Origin of the sequence: Palleronia pelagia (assembly GCF_900110115.1) — a bacterium.
Classification (GTDB): domain Bacteria; phylum Pseudomonadota; class Alphaproteobacteria; order Rhodobacterales; family Rhodobacteraceae; genus Palleronia; species Palleronia pelagia.
Genome location: NZ_FOCM01000009.1, coordinates 59,390 through 76,739, shown reverse-complemented (window position 1 = coordinate 76,739; position 17,350 = coordinate 59,390). Strand labels below are relative to the sequence as shown.

Below are 17,350 nucleotides of genomic sequence, written 5' to 3'. Positions count from 1 at the left end.
GGAAACGGCGACGCAATCGCGCCGCCGCCGCCAGGTCATTTTATCTATGACGATCGCCGATCAGCTGGCCGTCTCGGCCATCATCTCTTCGGCCCGGGCGATGTAGTCTTCCCAGCGCGCGCTGGCGCGGCCGCGCACGCGGACGTCCCGCAGCGCGTCGAGATTGTCGACATTGTCGCCCACCAGGATGATGCCGACCATGCCCGCGGACAGGTGCGGCGTGCAGTGATAGCCATAGGCGCCCTCGGTATCGAGGGTGATCTCGAACTCCTCGTTGATGTTGCCGTTCCAGGCCTCGACGCCCTCGGGCACCGCATCGTCGAAGGCTTCCGAATTGTGCCCGCGGTCGGTGGCCACGAAGCGCACGGTGTCGCCGGGGTTCACCTTGATGACGGCCGGCCGGAACACCATGATATCGCCGGTGTCGGGGTCGCGGTTCAGCATCTCGACCTCGTGGACCGTGGGCTCGCTGTTTTGCGCGCGCAGCGCGGCGGGCGACAGGATGGCGGCGGCCGAGGCCGAGGCGATCAGGTTACGACGGGTAATCTTCATTGACGTCCTCATACTCTTCATCTGGCTTGGGGGGCCGGGCGGCCCCGCTTACGACGAACGAGTTAGAGACGGCCCGCGGGCGATCAACGCGATGCGACGTCACGCCACCCGTCGGGCCAGGGCGCACTGGCCCCACAGCGTGTTCAGCGCGGCGACCAGGTGGTCGATATCCGCGTCGCTGTGTAGCGGCCCGGGGGTGAAGCGCAGCCGCTCGGTCCCCTTGGGCACGGTGGGATAGTTGATGGGCTGCACGTAGATCCCCCAATCCTCCATCAGGATGTCGCTGATCATGCGGCACTTGACCGGGTCCTTGATCATCACCGGGATGATGTGGCTGGGGTTCGGCAGGTGCGGGATGCCGTGGGCGTCCAGCTTGGCGCGCAGCTGGGCCACCTGGCGTTTCTGCATGTCGCGCTCGACCCCGCTGGATTTCAGGTGCCGGATCGACGCCGTGGCCGCCGCCGCCACGGCGGGCGGCAGGGCAGTGGTGAAGATGAACCCGCTGGAGAACGAGCGGATGAAATCGCACAGGGAGGCCGAGCCGGTGATATAGCCGCCGAAGGTGCCGAAGGCCTTGCCCAGCGTCCCCTCGATCAGGTCGATGCGGTGCATCAGCCCCTCGCGCTCGGCCACGCCGCCGCCGCGGGGCCCGTACATGCCGACCGCGTGCACCTCGTCGATATAGGTCATGGCGCCGTGCTTCTCGGCCACGTCGCAGATCTCGGCGATGGGGGCGATGTCGCCATCCATGGAATAGACGCTCTCGAAGGCGACGATCTTGGGCCGGTCGCCGCAGGCCGCCAGCTTGCGGTCCAGGTCCTCGGGGTCGTTGTGCTTCCAGATCACCTTGTCGGCGCGGGAATGGCGGATGCCCTCGATCATGCTGGCGTGGTTCAGCGCGTCCGACAGGATCACCGCGTTCGGGATCCGCGCGCCCAGCGTGCCCAGCGCCGCCCAGTTCGAAACGTAGCCGGATGAGAACAGCAGCGCGTCCTCTTTTCCGTGCAGGTCCGCGAGTTCCGACTCCAGCGCCACGTGGTGATGCGCGGTGCCCGAGATGTTGCGCGTGCCGCCGGCGCCAGTTCCACATCTCCGCGCGGTGTCCACCATGGCCTCCACCACGTCCGGATGCTGGCCCATGCCCAAGTAGTCGTTGGAACACCAGACGGTGACCTTGTCCGGCCCCGGCCCGTGGTTGCGCACCTTGGGAAACGCGCCGCAGCGCCGTTCCAGGTCGGCGAAGACGCGGTAGTTCCCCTCGTCCTTCAACTCGTCCAGCTGGGTGCGGAACAGCGCGTCAAAATCCATGGCGTTTCTCACTTTTCGGCAAATCGTCAGTCGGTCGCGGCGCCGGGATCATCCAGCGCCAGAGTTTCGCGTCGGGCAGCGGCAGCACCATCAACCAGTGTTCGAGCAGGGCCAGCGCGGTCAGGGTCAGAAGCAGGGCGAAGCGCGTCTCGCCCGTGACGGCCAGCCGTTCGATCCAGCAGAAGACGGCCAGCGTCAGCACAAGGATCGACAGTGGGAACAGCCAGCTCACCGGCCCCTGCCGGAAATAGCTGGGCAGGTGCGCCAGCGGGGCGGGCAGGAACTCGGTATTGATGCGCGGCACGCCCAGGAAGATGTTCAGCTTGGCCGAGATGCGGGCGAAGAACAGCACCGCGTAGGTCCAGAAGGCCAGGTCGTTCGCCGCGCCGAAGGTCGCCAGCGCCACCAGCACGAAGCCCGCCAGCAAAAGCAGCTCGTGCCACGCCAGCACCGCCCAGGCGGCGCGGAACCGTTGGCCCTCGGTCATGCAGAACGGCAGCGGCCCGCGCCCGGGCCCCGTGACCGTGCCGGTGAGGAAGGCCATCTCGATCCAGCCCCAGACGGCCAGCGCCGACAGGAACCCGCCGTAAAGCGCGGGGGCGCCCACGCTGTTGCGCGTCAGGATCACGCCGGCCACGCCCGCCACCAGCAGCGGCAGGCCCAGCAGGACCACTCGCCCATGGGCGCCCGGCCCGCGCCCGTCGGCGCGCTTGACCGCCCACAGGATCGCGCCGGTGGAAAACCACCAGACGAACAGCGCCAGGGCCGCGGCGATCCAGGGGTTGGTCAAGCGTCTCTCCTCCTTCCAGGTCCGACCCTCCGCAGAGGGATCGGACCGCGCCTCAAAACGCCGGCTCGAGCCGGACGTTCTCGGGCACCTCGTTCTTCTTCACCGGGATGGTGTAGAGGTTGGCGAAGGCGAAGGCCGCGTTGGCCCCCGCCGCGATCCGTCCCAGCAGACCGCCCACACCGCCGCGGGCCTTGGCCGCGTCCATGGCGATGGCCGCGCGGTTCATCCGCTCGCAGCCTGACCGAAACCGCGGGTTGTCGATGTCCAGCTCGATCGGGAACACCTGGCGCGCGATGGTGCTGGTCTTGCGGAAGACCTCCATGTCGTACCAGTCGATATCGACGCCCAGCGCCTCGTGGAACTTCGGCCGCGCGTGGTCCCGCACCCACATGGTCGAATAGACCGCCGTCAGGAAGAACCGGATCCACAGGCGGTTGGCAAAGCTCTGGGTGATCTTCGGATCGGTGCGCATCAGCAGGGCGAAGGCCTCGCCATGGCTGAACTCGTCGTTGCACCACTCGCGGAACCACTTGAAGATCGGGTGGAACCGATGCTCGGGGTTCGCCTCGAGGTGGCGGTAGATCGTGATGTACCGGGCGTAGCCGATCTTCTCGCTCAGGTAGGTGGCGTAGTAGATGAACTTCGGGCGGAAGTAGGTGTATTTCTTCTCGCGCGTCAGGAAGCCCAGGTTCACCGCTACGCCCGCCTCGCGCAGGGCGTCGTTGATGAAGCCCGCGTGCCGCGCCTCGTCGCGGGACATGTAGGAAAACAGCTCCTTGATGTCCTCGTTCGTGCCGCGTCGCTTCATCTCCTTATAAAGCACGCAGCCCGAGAACTCGGCGGTGCAGGACGAGATCAGGAAATCCAGCGCCTCGGCCTTCAGCTCGGGATCCATGTTTTCCCAGTCGACGGCGTCCCAGTCCTCGGTCTTGCGGAAATGGCCCTTGTTGGGGTCGTTGCGCATCTGCTCCATCAGCTTGTCCCAGTCCGCGCGGACCGGGCTGACGTCGATGGCGTCGAGCTCGTCGAAATCGGTGGTGTAGAAGCGCGGCGTCAGCAGCGTGTTCTGCATCGCCAGGTCGGTCGCGGCCTTGCTGTCGAACTTCGACTGGGCCTGCTGGATGGCAAGCCCCTCCTCGACCGTGGTGGCATCGGCGGTGTGGCTTGCGGGTTGGGTCTGAACGTTCATGCCGCGATCCCCCCGGTGCCGGTGGCGCGCGTCTCGTCCGAGAACGAGAACTCGCACAGCTCCATGAACTCCATATCGCCGGTCAGGCGGGTCCACAGCCGCTCGATCAGGCTGGCGCGGGTGATGGTGGCCATGCGCTGTTCGCTCACCGCCTCGCCCCAGGGGGCCATCACCGGCGTGCCGTGCACCAGCACGCTGTCGCCGGGATTGATCGTGGCGCCGTTGTCCAGCCGGACATGCGCGCTCAGCTCCTCGAATTTATGCACCACCTCGACCGTGCAGGGCGCGGTCTCGGTGTATCTGGTCAGAAGTCCCATGTCGGTTCCCTTTCTCAGTTGTCGAACAGCACCGCCCAGTGACGGGCATTGCCCGCCCCGAAGGAGGTGAGTTCGGCGCTCCAGCCCGTGGCCGGGTCTGAAAGCACGAGCCGCCCGTTGGCGAGACGCGACAGCGTGACGGGCGGATTGCCCTTGATTCCATGGACTAGACGCACCCGCGTTAGGGCATCGTTAACCACGGCGATGAAGGCTCCGTTCTCGGTATCGAGAAGGACGGTGCCGTCGGGCTGGACGGCGCTGACGGCCACGCCGTCGCCATCCAGCGAAAAGGTGCGGCTTTCCAGGACCGCGGCGGGCTGCGGCTGGGCCGAGGGGACGCGGTCAGTGACCGACGCGTAAGTGGCCAGCGCCAGCGCCCCCAGCGCCAGGCTGACCATCGCGATCAGCAGGCCGCGCGGGATCATCTCGCGGTCGCGGCGGGCCATCTCGCGGGCCTCGGCGTCGAAATACAGGCCGGTGTCGATACGGTTGCTCGGCATGGTCTGGTCCCCCTATTCGGCCGCGACGGCGGTGGGCGCGCGGCTGATCTGCGGCTCGGATGTGCGGATCTCGGCGGCTTCGGCAAAGATCGCGGCCACGGCGCGGGCGTCGGGAATGCAGCGCAGCGCGGGCTGCACCTTCTTCATGTGCCACGGCCGGACATGGGGCCACAGCACCAGATAGCTCAGCCGCGTCTCGCCCTCGGTGTCGAAGACGATGGTCCCGGTGCCGCCCGGCGCGTCCGCGATCTGCGCCGTCGCGATGCGGCGGAACGGCAGGTTCAGCGTCAGCGTCAGCGCCGCGCCTACCCGCATGGCCACGCGGTGGGTGGTGATGGTGTAAAGGGTGGCGCGCGCCTGCACCCAGGCGATCCCCCAGATGATGGCGCAGGCCACGACACCCAGGCCCAGGAACGGGATGGCCAGCGGCGCGGCCCCCGCCCATCCCATCTCGACCGACGAGGCCGCGACGCGGGCAAAGGACAGCAGCACGAAATACCCCGCGATCCAGGTCAGCCCCATGGACGACCGCGCCAGCGCGGTGGTCTCGGGACGGCCCTGCCACAGGATGCGCTCGCCCTCGGGCAAGGCTTCGGGCAGGCCCGGCACGGGCTCGAACTTGAAGTCCGGATCGTCCTTGTAGGACATGGTGTCTCTCCCTCTGTCAGTCCCCGGGATGTCGCGCGCGGTGGCTATTCCGCGCGCGCCGTCATCGCTCAGCTGTAAAGCTTGCCGCCCCCGAAGAAGCCCATGATCTTCTCTTCTTCCAGAAGGCTGATCTGGCCCGGCGTGGCGATGCCGGGGATCTGGGCCATGCGGTGGCTGTCCAGCGACGTGATATCCAGCCAGCGCGGCTTGATCTTCACCATGGTCATGGGCGCCAGCTTCTTGCCGCCGCCGAACTCGGCTTCCAGCTCGAACTCGACATAGCGGACCAGCTGTTCGGCCTCGTCGATCCACATGTCGGTGACGGTGCCGACGACCTTGTCGTCGCGGCAGACCACCGGCAGGCCGCGCGGATCGCGTCCGGCACTGACGAAGAAGCCGTCGATGCCGTCCATCGGCTTGATCTTGGGGTGGCCGTGGCCGTCAAGCTCGGGCACGTCGCGGCGCGGCACCCACGAGGCCGGGCCCACCCCGTCGATCAGCGGATCGCCCGTGGGCTTGTGCGGAAAGCCCTCGCCCACGGCCGTGCGGGCCATGGCGAGGTTCTCGCGCCGGTGCGCGGCCTCGTTCTCGGCCGAGGGAACCGTGTAGGACCCGCGCCCGTGGGGCAGCTCGATGGTCTTGGGCGACGGCACCGGGAACGGACCCTGGTTCGGCGCGATGTCGCCGTCCTCGGTCTCGAGCGGATAGCCCTCGCGCATGTTCTCGGTCTGCAGGTAGTAGACCAGCAGGGCGAAAAACAGCCAGAAGCCCCAGATGGCGGCACTGGCCAGATCGAAATTTCCGAAAAACGTGACACCGACCATGATGTCCTCCTCTCAGGTTGGAAAATCGGCAAGACCAAGCTTGCCGTCCGATTGCGTTGCGGGAACGGGGTGAACGAAGGACAGCCGCACCAGCGGCCCCAGCACCACCAGCGTGACGAACAGAAGCGCGATCTCGATGTGGTAGACGGTGGTATAGCCCAGCGCCGAGGCGCCCATGGCATCGCCGAACGCGCCCGTGGCGGCCCAGCCGGACACCGCGTCGCGGATCCCGCCGCCCAGCCCGATGGCGACACCCGCCGCCGTGGCCTGCGCCGCGCCCCAGGCGCCCAGCGCCAGGCCCCGGCCCGCCACGCCGCGCGCGGGCAGCGTCATCGCCGCGGTCAGCGTGGCGATGGCGAACAGCCCGCCACCCAGCCCGATGCCGAAGGCGCCCAGAACGAACAGCACGGGCGAATCCATGGGCGCCGAGAACACGACGCTCGAAAACGCGCAAACGCCCAGCAGGATGCCCCGCGCCGCCATGCGGAACGGGTCCAGCCCGCGCGCCAGCCAGCGCGCCGCCAGGCCGAAGCCCAGCAAGGCGCCACCGGCCCAGACCGCCGACAGCCCGGTCGTCGCACCGACGCTTAGGCCCAGGATCTCGCCGCCATAGGGCTCCAGCAGCACGTCCTGCATGGTGAAGGCCACGGTGCCGACGAAGACCACGGCCAGAAGCCGCCCGGCATCGCCACCGCTGGCGAAATCGGCCCAGGCATCGCGGAAGCTGGGGCGCGGCTCGGCACGCTCGGCGGCGCTCATGGCACGCACCTTCTCCTGTTTCCACAGCGCGACCAGGTTCAGCACCAGCGTCGCGACAGCCGCGCCCTGCACCACCCGGATCAGCCGCAGAGCCGAGAACTCGGCCAGCAGCCCCCCGAGGATCAGCGCGCTCGCGCCCATGCCCAGCAGGAACATCACGTAAAGCAGCGCCACGACCCGGGGCCGCGTGGCGTCATCGGCCCGGTCGCTGGCCAGCGCCAGACCGGCGGTCTGGGTCATGTGCAGCCCCAGTCCGGTCATCAGGAACGCCAGCGCCGCCAGCACCTCGCCCGCGAAGGGCACGTCGTGCACCGTGTCGCCGCCCAGCACCAGCAGGGCGAAGGGCATCAGCGCCAGCCCGCCCATCTGCCAAAGGCTGCCGAACCACAGGTAGGGCACGCGCTTCCAGCCCAGCGCGCTGCGATGCGTGTCCGAGCGGAAGCCCAGCAGCGCGCGGAACGGCGCGATCAGCACCGGGAGCGCGATCATCAGCGCGACCAGCGTGGCGGCCAGCCCCAGCTCGACGATCATCACGCGGTTCAGGGTGCCCAGCAGCATGACGCTCGCCATGCCGACGCTCACCTGGAACAGCGACAACCGCAGAAGCTGGCCCAGGGGCAGCCCCTCGCTCGCCGCGTCCGCGAATGGCAGGGCCTTCAGGCTGAGGTGCTTCAGGCTCATGCCGCGACCTCCAGGCAGTGCGAGATGTAGAACCCCGAGCTCACCCGCTCGACCGGGCGCAGATCGCCAGATACGCGGGCGGCCAGCCGCCGCGCCGAATGGGGCACCATGCTGGGCGAGCGGTCGGATTTCGGAAACAGGCGCCCGGCCTGCCACATGGCCATCAAAAGGGGCGTGCGCGGCGCGACGGTGAAGACCAGCCGCGGGCTACGGGCCGACAGCGCGTCCAGCGCCGCCACCAGGTCCCGCTCGCCGTAATAGATCAGCGAATCCATCGCCAGCACCGCGTCGAAGCGGCCCAGTTCGGCCGACAGCATGTCGCCCGCGCGGAACTCGACCTGTCCCGGCAGACCCTCCGGCAGGCGCCGCGCGGCGATTTCGACCAGCCGGGGCGAGATGTCGATGGCCACCACGTCGGCGCCGCGCGCGGCCAGCGCCGCCGCCCCCGCACCGGTGCCGCAGCCGGCATCCAGAACGCGGGCGCCGCGCAGGTCCCGGGGCAACTGACCCAGCATCACGGCGCGCATCCGGTCGCGCCCGGCCCGCACGGTGGCGCGGATGCGGCTGACCTCGGCATCGCTGGTCAGCTGCTCCCAAACCTTGGTGGCACTTCCGTCGAAATACCGCTCGACCCGGTCGCGCGTGGCATCATACGCCGTCGGCCTTCCGCCCTGCGCGCCGTGCACCGGCGGTGTACGGCCCGTGGACACGGTATGCACGCCGTCGGCCCCGCCGTGCACGCCCCCTGCACCCGCGCGGGACGCGGGCGGCACGGTGGCGGTACGGTCGGTGGACGGGGCGTGCATGTTCATCAGTCGAATCCCAGCAGCTCGAAGATCTCGCGGTCGGGCAACGGCGCGGGCGCCAGTGGATCGGTCCCGGCATAGAGCTTCTCGGCCAGCCGGATGTACTCGGCCCGCGCCGCGACGATGTCCTCCTCGTCGGGCATCTCGAACAGCGTCTTCTTCTTCAGGCGGCTCCGGCGGATCGCGTCGATGTCCGGCATGTGCGCGATCCGGTTGAAGCCGACGGTATCGCAATAGCGATCCACCTCGTCGGTGTCGCGCGAGCGGTTGGCGATGCAGCCCGCCAGCCGGACGCCGTAATTCTTGGCCTTGGCCTGCACCGCCGCGATGATCCGGTTCATCGCGTAGATGCTGTCGAAATCGTTGGCCGTCACGATCACCGCGCGGTCCGCGTGCTGCAACGGCGCGGCGAAGCCACCGCAGACCACGTCGCCCAGCACGTCGAAGATCACCACGTCGGTGTCCTCCAGCATGTGGTGCTGCTTCAGCAGCTTGACCGTCTGGCCCACGACGTAGCCGCCGCAGCCGGTGCCGGCGGGCGGGCCGCCCGCCTCGACGCATTGCACGCCGTTGAAGCCCGTCGTCACGAAATCCTCGGGGCGCAGTTCCTCGGCGTGGAAATCGACCTCCTTCAGGATGTCGATCACCGTGGGCTGCAGCTTGCCGGTCAGCGTGAAGGTGCTGTCATGCTTGGGGTCGCAGCCGATCTGCAGCACCCGGTGGCCCAGCTTCGAGAACGCCGCCGACAGGTTCGAGCTGGTGGTCGACTTGCCGATCCCGCCCTTGCCATAGACCGAGAAGACCTTCGCCCCCTCGATCTTCATGCTGGCGTCCTGGTGCACCTGCACCGAGCCTTCGCCGTCTTCGCCCAGCCGGGGCACGCCGGCCGCCTTGCGCAGGGTGGTCACGTCGTCTCTGGGGCTCATCGCTCACCTTCCCGAAGAACGGTCCGTCCTTCATCTTTCCCTAAATACCTCCGGGGTCCGGGGCAGAGCCCCGGTCCGGCCTTTCCGAATGCGCGTCGCCCGGTCATTCCGCCGCGATCCCTTCCATCCGGTCCTCGAGTTCGTCCGCCGCCATCTGCAGCGCGTCGAGCGTCGCGGCGTCGGGTTGCCAGTAGTTGCGGTCCGACGCCTCCAGCAGCCGCCCCGCCATGCGCGACGACGCCACCGGGTTCAGCTCCGACAGCCGCCGACGCATGTCCTCGTCCAGCACGAATGTCTCGCTCAGCCGCTGGTAGACCCACGGCTCGACCTCGCCGGTCGTCGCCGACCAGCCCAGCGTGTTGGTCACGTGCGCCTCGATCTGGCGCACGCCCTCGGCCCCGTGCTTCAGCAGCGGCTCGTAGAAGCGGGGATTCAGGCTGCGCGACCGTGTCTCCAGCGCGACCTGGTCCTGCAAGGTGCGCACCTTGGCCGCGCCGCGGGTCTGGTCGCCGATATAGACAGGCGCCGACTGGCCGCCCTTGGCGCGCTTCACCGCGCGCGAGATGCCGCCCAGCGTGTCGAAGTAGTGATCGACGCTGGTGACCCCAAGCTCGACCGATTCCAGGTTCTGGTAGGCCAGGTCCACGTCGCCCAGCGCGCGCTGCAGCAGCGCCGATTGCGCGGCGGGCTTGCCAGACCGTCCGTAGGCAAAGCTCTTGCGCGCCTCGTAGGCATCGGCCAGCTCGTCCTCGTCGTCGAAGCTGGACCCGTCCACCAGTTGATTGACGTTCGAGCCATAGGCCCCTTCCGCGTTCGAGAAGACGCGCAAAGCCGCCGTCTCGAGATCGCATCCCATGGTCTCGGCATAGGCCAGGGCATGGGCGCGGACGAAGTTCTGATCCAGCGGTTCCTCGGCCGTCGCGGCCTTCCACGCGGCCTCGGCCAGCATGCGGGTCTGCAGCGGCAGCAGGTCGCGGAAGATGCCCGACAGCGTCATCACCACGTCGATGCGCGGACGGCCCAGTTCGGCCAGCGGGATCAGGTCTGCCCCGCACAGCCGTCCGTAGCCGTCGAAGCGCGGCCGCGCGCCCATCAGCGCCAGCGCCTGGGCGATGGGCGTGCCGTCGGACTTGATGTTGTCCGACCCCCACAGCACCAGCGCGACGGTCTTGGGCAAGGTCTTATGGGTCTCCAGCAGCAGCTGCGCCTGCTTGGCGCCGTCGGCCATCGCGAAGGCGGTCGGCATCCGGAACGGGTCGAACGCGTGTATGTTGCGCCCCGTGGGCAGGATCTGGGGCGACCGGATCAGGTCGCCGCCCGGCACCGGCGCGATGTAATGCCCGCCCAGCGCCGCCATCAGCGCGGGGATCTCGGTCTGCTGCCGCAGCTTGGCGTCCAGCGCCGCGCGGCCCTCCTCGGACTGGTCGGGCAGCAGGTCCAGAAGCCGCGCTCGCTGGTCGTCGCCCATGGGGCGGCCCACCACGTGCAACCCGTCGGGGATCAGCGCGTCCTCGAACTCCAGCAGCTTCAGCCACAAATCGCCGGGTGCCACGCCGCCAAGATCCACCGCCGCCGCCTGGCTTTCGATCAACGCCTCGAGCTCGGCACCGCCGTCACCCGCGCGCCAGCGCTGAAGGCTGTCCTTCAACTCGGCCAGGCCCTTGTAAAGCCCCGCCTGCCCCAGCGGCGGGGTCAGGTGCGTGACGCAGACCGCGCCCGAGCGGCGCTTGGCCAGTGTCGCCTCGGACGGGTTGTTGGCGGCGTAGAGGTAAACGTTGGGCAGGTTGCCCATCAGCCGGTCCGACCAGTCGGACGCGCCCATGCCCACCTGTCTGCCGGGCATGAACTCGAGCGCGCCATGCATGCCGAAATGCAGGACCACGTCGGCGCCGAAATCCTCGCGCAGGTACTGGTAGAAACCGTTGAACGCGTGGGTCGGGGCGAAGCCGCGCTCGAACAGCAGGCGCATGGGGTCGCCCTCGTAGCCGAAGGCGGGCTGCACCCCGACGAAGACATTGCCGAACCGGTGGCCCAGCACGAAGACGCCGCTGCCATCGCTCTGAACCTTGCCCGGCGCGGGGCCCCAGGCCGACTCGATCTCGGCCAGCCAGGGCGTGCGGCGCACCAGCGTGTCGGCACTGACGCGGGCGGCCACGTTGGCCTCCTGCCCGTATTGCGCGGCATTGCCCTCCAGCACCAGCCGCCGCAGGTCGTCCACGCTTTCGGGTGGGTCCAGCTCGTATCCCTCGGCCTTCATGGCGTGCAGCGTGTTGAACAGGCTCTCGAACACCGACAGGTAGGCGGCGGTGCCGATGGCGCCGGCGTTGGGCGGGAAGCCGAAAAGGACGATCGCCGCCTTGCGCTCGGCCGCCTCCTGCCGCCGCAGGCGGGCGAGCCGCCCGGCCCGCTCGGTCAGGGCCGCGATCCGCTCGTGGCAGGGCGCCATGGCTTTCACCTCAGATCCGTTACGGCAGCGATGGGCGCAGCCCGCGCAGCCATCGGCGCCGTGGCGGCCCGCGAACACGGTGGGGTTGGTCGCCCCGTCGATCTCGGGCAAGGCGATCAGCATGGTCGTCTCGACCGGTCCCAGCCCGGTGCGGCTGTCGGACCACTGGCCCAGCGTCTGGAACTCCAGCGGATGGGCCGAGAGGTAGGGCACGTCGAAGCCGCCCAGCGTCGTGACGGCCGCGTCGCTGTCGTTGTAGGCGGGCCCGCCCACAAGCGAGAAACCGGTCAGCGACACGATGGCGTCCACCGAGACGTGACCGTCCGCGTCGCGGAAATACCGCTCCATCGCCGGGCGCGCGTCCAGCCCGCCCGAGAACACCGGGACGCAGGCCAGGCCCGCCGCCTCGAAGCTGCGGATGACGGCGTCGTAATGCGCGGTGTCCGAGGCCAGCGCATAGCTGCGCAGGATGACCAGCCCGACCGTGGCGCGCGCGCCCTCCGGCCGGGGGAATTCGGCGGCCTCGGTGGTGATGCGGTGATCGGCCAGGTCGGGGTGGTAAAGCCCCACCTCGGGATACTCGATCGGGTCGGCCACCGCTGCGCCACGCCAGCCACGCTGGCTGGAATAGCGCGAGATCGCCAGCCGCAGCATCTGTTCGACATTGTCGTCCGAGCCGCCCAGCCAGTATTGCATCGTCAGGAAATAGCCGCGCAGGTCCTGCGCCTTGCCGGGCAGGTAGCGCAGGATCCGCGGGATCCGGCGCAGCATCTTCATGTGGCCTTCGCCCGAGGCGCGCTTGCCGGCCTTGGGCTTCAGCTTCTTCAGTATCGCCATGACGCCCGAGGCGGGCTTGGCCATGTCGAGGCTGCCCATGCGTGTCAGGTTCACGATCTGCTGGTCGGCCACGATGCCGATCATGGCGTCGCAATGATCGCGCCGCGCCTTCAGGTCCGGCAGGATCGCCGAGATATGCTCTTCCAGGAACAGCAGGGTGACGATGACGATATCGGCATGGCGCACCGCCTCGCGCGCGGCGTCCAGCGCGTGGGGCGTCTCGGCCCATTCGGCGGCCGCGTGCACGCTGACAGACAGGCCCGGAAAGTCGCGCGACATGCGCGGCAGAACCCGCGCGGCCGGGCCCGCGGCGTGGGCGTCCAGCGTCACGATGGCGATGCGGTAGCCCGCGTCGATATGGCCAAGGTCATCGCGCATAATGGGCCTTCGCCTCGTAAAGCGTGTCTACGCTGATCTCGCGCACGCCGCGCTCGGCCGCGAAGGTCTCGGTGTTGCGGCGCGCCTTGCCGCGCACGAAGAACGGGATCTTCTTCAGTTCACGCTCGGCCTCGGCGAGCCACGTCACCACGTCCGCGCCGGTCTCTTCCATCACTGGTCCCGAAATACTCCGGGGGTCCGGGGGCTGGCCCCCGGCGTCCTCGGCCCGCGCGACGGCCTTGCCGCCGTGATGCGACGGGCCGGCGGCATCGTGGAACTCGAAATCCTCGCGGAACATGTGCAGCAGGTGCTCTTCCAGCCCCATGACCAGCGGGTGCACCCAGGTGTCGAAGATCACGTTCGCGCCCTCGAACCCCATGACGGGCGAATAGCGGGCGGGGAAATCCTGCACGTGGACGGGGGCCGAGATCACGGCGCAGGGGATGCCGAGCCGCTTGCCGATATGCCGTTCCATCTGCGTGCCGAGGATCATCTCGGGCGCGGCGTCCTCGATCGCGCGCTCGACCTCGAGATAGTCGTCGGTGATCAGCGCGCTCAGCCCGTATTCCTTGGCCGCCGCGCGCATGGGCCGCGCGAATTCGCGGTTGTAGCAGCCCATGCCGCAGACCTCGAACCCCATCTCGTCGCGGGCGATCCGGGCGGCCGCCATCACGTGGGTCGCGTCGCCGAACAGGAACACGCGCTTGCCGGTCAGGTAGGTGCTGTCGACGCTGGCCGAGTACCAGGGCAGGCGCAGCCCCGCCTCGCTGGGGGCGAGCGCATCGGGCAGCATTGCGCGGATCTCGGCGATGAAATCGCGGGTGGCGCCGACGCCCATCGGCACCGTTTTCGTGAAGGGCTGGCCCAACGTCTTCTCGCACCAGCGCGCGGCCGTCTCGCCCGTTTCCGGGTAGAGCAGCACGTTGGCATGCGCCGCGCCCAGTCGCGCGATGTCCGCGGGGGTGGCGCCCATGGGGGCGCAGACATTCACCTCGATCCCCATGTCGGCCAGCAGGCCCGTGATCTCGGCCACGTCGTCGCGGTGGCGGAAGCCCAGCCCGGTGGGCCCGAGGATGTTGACCGTGGGACGGGCCGTGCGCTCCATCGGCTGGGCGAGCCGCTTGACGACCTGGTAGAACGTCTCGTCCGCGCCGAAGTTTTCCTTGCGCTGGTAGGACGGCAGTTCCAGCGGGATCACCGGGATCCCGCCCAGGTCCATGGTTTCTGCCATGCCGCCCGGGTCGTCCTGGATCAGCTCGGCCGTGCAGGACGCGCCGACGATTATCGCCTCGGGCCGGAAGCGCGCCACGGCGTCCTCGCAGGCGGTGCGGAACAGGTCGGCGGTGTCCGAGCCGAGGTCGCGCGCCTGGAACGTGGTGTAGGTCACCGGCGGACGGCGGTCGCGCCGCTCGATCATGGTGAACAGAAGGTCGGCGTAGGTGTCGCCCTGGGGCGCGTGCAGGACATAGTGCAGACCGCGCATCCCGGTGGCGACGCGCATCGCCCCGACATGGGGCGGGCCTTCATATGTCCAGACGCTGAGCTTCATGGCGTGCGGCTCGCGTCGAGTATTTGGAGACCAGTGATGGAATGGGTCATTCCGCCGCCTCCAGCCGGAGCTTTTCCTTGCGGCGCAGTGGGCGGGCGAACAGACCGGCGAGATCGCCCGCCTGTTCGTAGAAATGGACCGGCGTGAAGACGAGCTCGATGGCCCACTTGGTCGTCAGACCCTCGGCTTCGAGCGGGTTGGCCAAGCCCAGCCCGCAGACCGTCAGGTCGGGCCGCGCGGCGCGGGCGCGGTCCAGCTGCTTGTCCACGTCCTGGCCTTCGCTGATCGTCGGTCCCTCGGGCAGCAGGTCGAGGTCCGGGCCGACGATGGCACGGTGAATGAAGGGCGCGCCGACCTCGACCGCGTCCATGCCGCATTCACGGGTCAGGAACCGCGCCAGGGGGATTTCCAGCTGGCTGTCGGGGAAGAAGAAGACCGACTTGCCGTTCAGGGTCTCGGACGCCGCGGCGATGGCGCGCCGGGCCCGGGCGCGCGGCGCCTCGGTCACCCGCGCGAAGGTGTCGGCGTCGACGCCCATCTCGCGCGCCACGGCCCAGAGCCAGGCGGTCGTCCCCTCGTCGCCGAAGGGCAGAGGCGCCTCGACATGGCGCGCACCGCGGCGGGTGAGCGCGGCAAGCGTCTCGCCCAGGAACGGCTGGACCAGGGCGACCACGGTCTCGGGGCCCACTGCGGGCAGGTCTTCGGCCCGGCGGGCGGGCAGGCAGGCGACGTCCTCGATTCCCATGGCGCGCAGCAGGCCCAGCATCTGGTCCTCGACCACATCAGGCAGGGCACCGGCGATCAGCAGGGATTTCGCGTTCGCCTCGGGCAGCGCGGGCACCATGGCGGCGAGACAGGCATCCTCGCCCTCGGTGAAGGTCGTCTCGATCCCCGACCCCGAATAGTTCAGCACCCGAACATGGGGGGCATGCACCGCGCTCAGGCGTTCGGCCGCGCGGCCGAGATCGAGCTTGATGACCTCGGACGGGCACGAGCCCACGAGAAACAGCTGCCGGATATCGGGACGGCGCGCAAGGAGCTGCGCCACCTGGTTGTCGAGTTCGTCCTGCGCGTCGGCGAGGCCCGCCAGGTCCGTCTCCTCGAGGATGGCTGTGGCGAATCGCGGCTCGGCGAAGATCATCACGCCGGCGGCGGATTGCAGCAGGTGCGCGCAGGTGCGCGAGCCCACGACCAGGAAGAAGGCGTCCTGCATCTTGCGGTGCAGCCAGATGATGCCGGTCAGGCCGCAGAAGACCTCGCGCTGGCCGCGCTCCTTCAGGACGGGCGCAGCGCCACAGCCGGTGGCGGGGGGCTTGGGCATCTGGGTCACAGCGCGCCGTCCAGGCGCGCGCGGCGCAGCTTGAGCAGGAATTGCGCGGCGTTCACCACGTAGAGCGCGTAGGCCAGCAACGCCGTCAGCATCAGCGCCTGCGGCGTGAACCAGCCACCGAACAGAGCCACGAGATACAGCGTGTGCACCGCGATCACGGCGAAGCTGAACATGTCTTCCCAGAAGAAGGCCGGGGCCAGCAGGTACTGGCCGAACACGGCTTTCTCCCAGATCGCGCCGGTCACCATGATCAGGTAGAGCACGCCGGTCTTCACCACGATCGACGCGGTGGCCACGGCGTAGCCCTCGCCGGTGGCGAGATAGCGCAGCACCAGCGCCAGCGAGACCAGGAAGACCGCGAATTGCAGCGGCGCCAGAACGCCCTGGACCAACGTCCAGGGGCTTGCGTCACGGCGGGCGCGCTCGGCAGGCGTGTAAAGCGGCGGGTGGGTCGAGCCCGCCCCGGCCGCGGGAATCTGGGCATCGGTCATGCCTTACCATGAGCATTCGACCCCAAAAGTGTCAACTCAAACTTACACTTTGAAAACTGACGCCTGTCAGGCTGTGAAATCCCATGCAGCCTTGACCGGCCGGCTTTTCAACACAATTTGCGGGACTGTCCGCGGCCCTTCTGTCAATTGGCTTTGACATTTTACAGTCGAGGGCAGACAGTGAAGGGGATCGTTCGCGCCCCTGGACACGTAACGGACGGTCGCGAAAGGCTCGCATCCCTATGACGGCCCGAAACCTGAAACCGGCATCGCCCCCGCAGCGCGAAAGCGGACCCGGCGTCAATGCGCTGGCGCGAAAGGCATTGGCGGTCCTTGCCGCGCGCCGGGCCAGCCGCCCGCCCCTATCCGAGACGTTCCTGTCCGAAATGCGCGCCGCCATCGCATCGCCCGACAAATCCCGCCGCTGGGACCTGATCCACCGCATGGAAGAGGCCGGGATCAGCCGCGACGACATCTGCGACCTTTACGTGCCGCAGGTGGCGCGGCGCATGGGCGACGACTGGTGCGACGACGAGATGAGCTTCGCCGACGTTTCGATCGGCGCGGCCCGGCTGCAAGCCATGGTGCGCGACCTGGTGCCGGAGAAGGGCGAGAGAACCGATGCCGAAGGACGCGACATCTCGGTCCTGGTGCTGGCAAACGAGTATCACACCCTGGGCGCCATGGTCCTGACCGGCCAGATGCGCCGCGTGGGCGTTTCGGTGCGGCTGATGCTGGGCCGCCCCGCGAGCGAGGTGGTCGAAACCGTGCGCGCCGGGCGTTTCGACGGCATCATGATGTCGGTCGCCGAAAGCGACGACCTGACCCCGGTCCGCGACCTGGTGCAAAGGCTGTCCGCCGTCCTGCCCGCGCGGGTGCCGCTGATCGTCGGCGGCGCCATCCTGGGCGCGGGCCCCGAGACGGTGACGCGGCTGACTGGCGCCGCGCACGCCACGAACGATTTGACAATCGCTCTGTCGATGTGCTGTCAGACAGACGATCGAGGCACTGCGCCATGA

At 68.7% G+C, this 17,350-nt stretch carries 16 protein-coding genes; 1 reads left to right on the top strand and 15 read right to left on the bottom strand.

The genetic code is table 11. The features are described from left to right. Positions 1 to 60: 60 nt before the first annotated feature. The 15 genes from BMX96_RS16625 to bchF form a co-directional block, all read right to left on the bottom strand. Complete coding sequence (locus BMX96_RS16625) at positions 61 to 552, bottom strand: pseudoazurin (protein WP_236737108.1); 492 nt, start codon at positions 550 to 552, stop codon at positions 61 to 63. Positions 553 to 651: 99 nt separating this feature from the next. Then, positions 652 to 1,860, bottom strand: coding sequence for a 5-aminolevulinate synthase (gene hemA / locus BMX96_RS16620; protein WP_091846497.1), 1,209 nt, complete (start codon positions 1,858 to 1,860; stop codon positions 652 to 654). Continuing rightward, on the bottom strand, positions 1,850 to 2,650 hold the full coding sequence (puhE, locus tag BMX96_RS16615) for a putative photosynthetic complex assembly protein PuhE (protein WP_091846496.1): 801 nt from the start codon (positions 2,648 to 2,650) through the stop codon (positions 1,850 to 1,852). The genes hemA and puhE overlap by 11 nt, the downstream gene beginning before the upstream one ends. Before the next feature lie 52 nt (positions 2,651 to 2,702). Further along, positions 2,703 to 3,839: a magnesium-protoporphyrin IX monomethyl ester (oxidative) cyclase gene (gene acsF, locus BMX96_RS16610; RefSeq protein WP_091846495.1), complete on the bottom strand. Its 1,137-nt coding sequence runs from the start codon at positions 3,837 to 3,839 to the stop codon at positions 2,703 to 2,705. Continuing rightward, positions 3,836 to 4,156: a hypothetical protein gene (locus BMX96_RS16605; protein ID WP_091846494.1), complete on the bottom strand. Its 321-nt coding sequence runs from the start codon at positions 4,154 to 4,156 to the stop codon at positions 3,836 to 3,838. Before BMX96_RS16605 ends, acsF begins: the two co-directional genes overlap by 4 nt. Positions 4,157 to 4,170: 14 nt before the next feature. Next, positions 4,171 to 4,656 carry a photosynthetic complex assembly protein PuhC gene (gene puhC, locus BMX96_RS16600; RefSeq protein ID WP_091846493.1) on the bottom strand — a complete coding sequence of 162 codons (486 nt, stop codon included), beginning with the start codon at positions 4,654 to 4,656 and terminating at the stop codon, positions 4,171 to 4,173. Between the two features lie 12 nt (positions 4,657 to 4,668). Next, positions 4,669 to 5,304 (bottom strand): photosynthetic complex putative assembly protein PuhB, encoded by a 636-nt coding sequence (puhB, locus tag BMX96_RS16595; RefSeq protein ID WP_091846492.1) that lies wholly within the window; start codon positions 5,302 to 5,304, stop codon positions 4,669 to 4,671. A gap of 68 nt (positions 5,305 to 5,372) precedes the next feature. Beyond that, a complete protein-coding gene (puhA, locus tag BMX96_RS16590; RefSeq protein WP_073127644.1) occupies positions 5,373 to 6,128 on the bottom strand; it encodes a photosynthetic reaction center subunit H in 756 nt (251 codons plus the stop codon). 12 nt (positions 6,129 to 6,140) lie between these two features. Next, a complete protein-coding gene (locus tag BMX96_RS16585; protein WP_073127642.1) occupies positions 6,141 to 7,568 on the bottom strand; it encodes an MFS transporter in 1,428 nt (475 codons plus the stop codon). Next, positions 7,565 to 8,380, bottom strand: coding sequence for a magnesium protoporphyrin IX methyltransferase (gene bchM / locus BMX96_RS16580; protein WP_236737107.1), 816 nt, complete (start codon positions 8,378 to 8,380; stop codon positions 7,565 to 7,567). Before bchM ends, BMX96_RS16585 begins: the two co-directional genes overlap by 4 nt. After that, entirely contained in the window at positions 8,380 to 9,300 is a 921-nt protein-coding gene (bchL, locus tag BMX96_RS16575; protein ID WP_073127638.1) for a ferredoxin:protochlorophyllide reductase (ATP-dependent) iron-sulfur ATP-binding protein, read from the bottom strand. The genes bchM and bchL overlap by 1 nt, the downstream gene beginning before the upstream one ends. 103 nt (positions 9,301 to 9,403) lie before the next feature. Then, the gene (locus tag BMX96_RS16570; protein ID WP_091846491.1) at positions 9,404 to 12,961 is read right to left on the bottom strand and encodes a magnesium chelatase subunit H; all 3,558 of its coding nucleotides are present in this window, start codon (positions 12,959 to 12,961) and stop codon (positions 9,404 to 9,406) included. After that, positions 12,951 to 14,510 carry a ferredoxin:protochlorophyllide reductase (ATP-dependent) subunit B gene (gene bchB / locus BMX96_RS16565; RefSeq protein ID WP_073127634.1) on the bottom strand — a complete coding sequence of 520 codons (1,560 nt, stop codon included), beginning with the start codon at positions 14,508 to 14,510 and terminating at the stop codon, positions 12,951 to 12,953. Before bchB ends, BMX96_RS16570 begins: the two co-directional genes overlap by 11 nt. Before the next feature lie 46 nt (positions 14,511 to 14,556). Beyond that, positions 14,557 to 15,831, bottom strand: a complete 1,275-nt coding sequence (locus tag BMX96_RS16560; RefSeq protein ID WP_091846548.1) for a ferredoxin:protochlorophyllide reductase (ATP-dependent) subunit N — start codon at positions 15,829 to 15,831, stop codon at positions 14,557 to 14,559. Between the two features lie 5 nt (positions 15,832 to 15,836). Continuing rightward, positions 15,837 to 16,331 (bottom strand): 2-vinyl bacteriochlorophyllide hydratase, encoded by a 495-nt coding sequence (bchF, locus tag BMX96_RS16555; RefSeq protein ID WP_091846490.1) that lies wholly within the window; start codon positions 16,329 to 16,331, stop codon positions 15,837 to 15,839. A gap of 242 nt (positions 16,332 to 16,573) precedes the next feature. On the opposite strand from bchF, the gene BMX96_RS16550 reads away from it, so the two are divergent. After that, positions 16,574 to 17,350: a cobalamin B12-binding domain-containing protein gene (locus tag BMX96_RS16550; RefSeq protein ID WP_091846489.1), complete on the top strand. Its 777-nt coding sequence runs from the start codon at positions 16,574 to 16,576 to the stop codon at positions 17,348 to 17,350.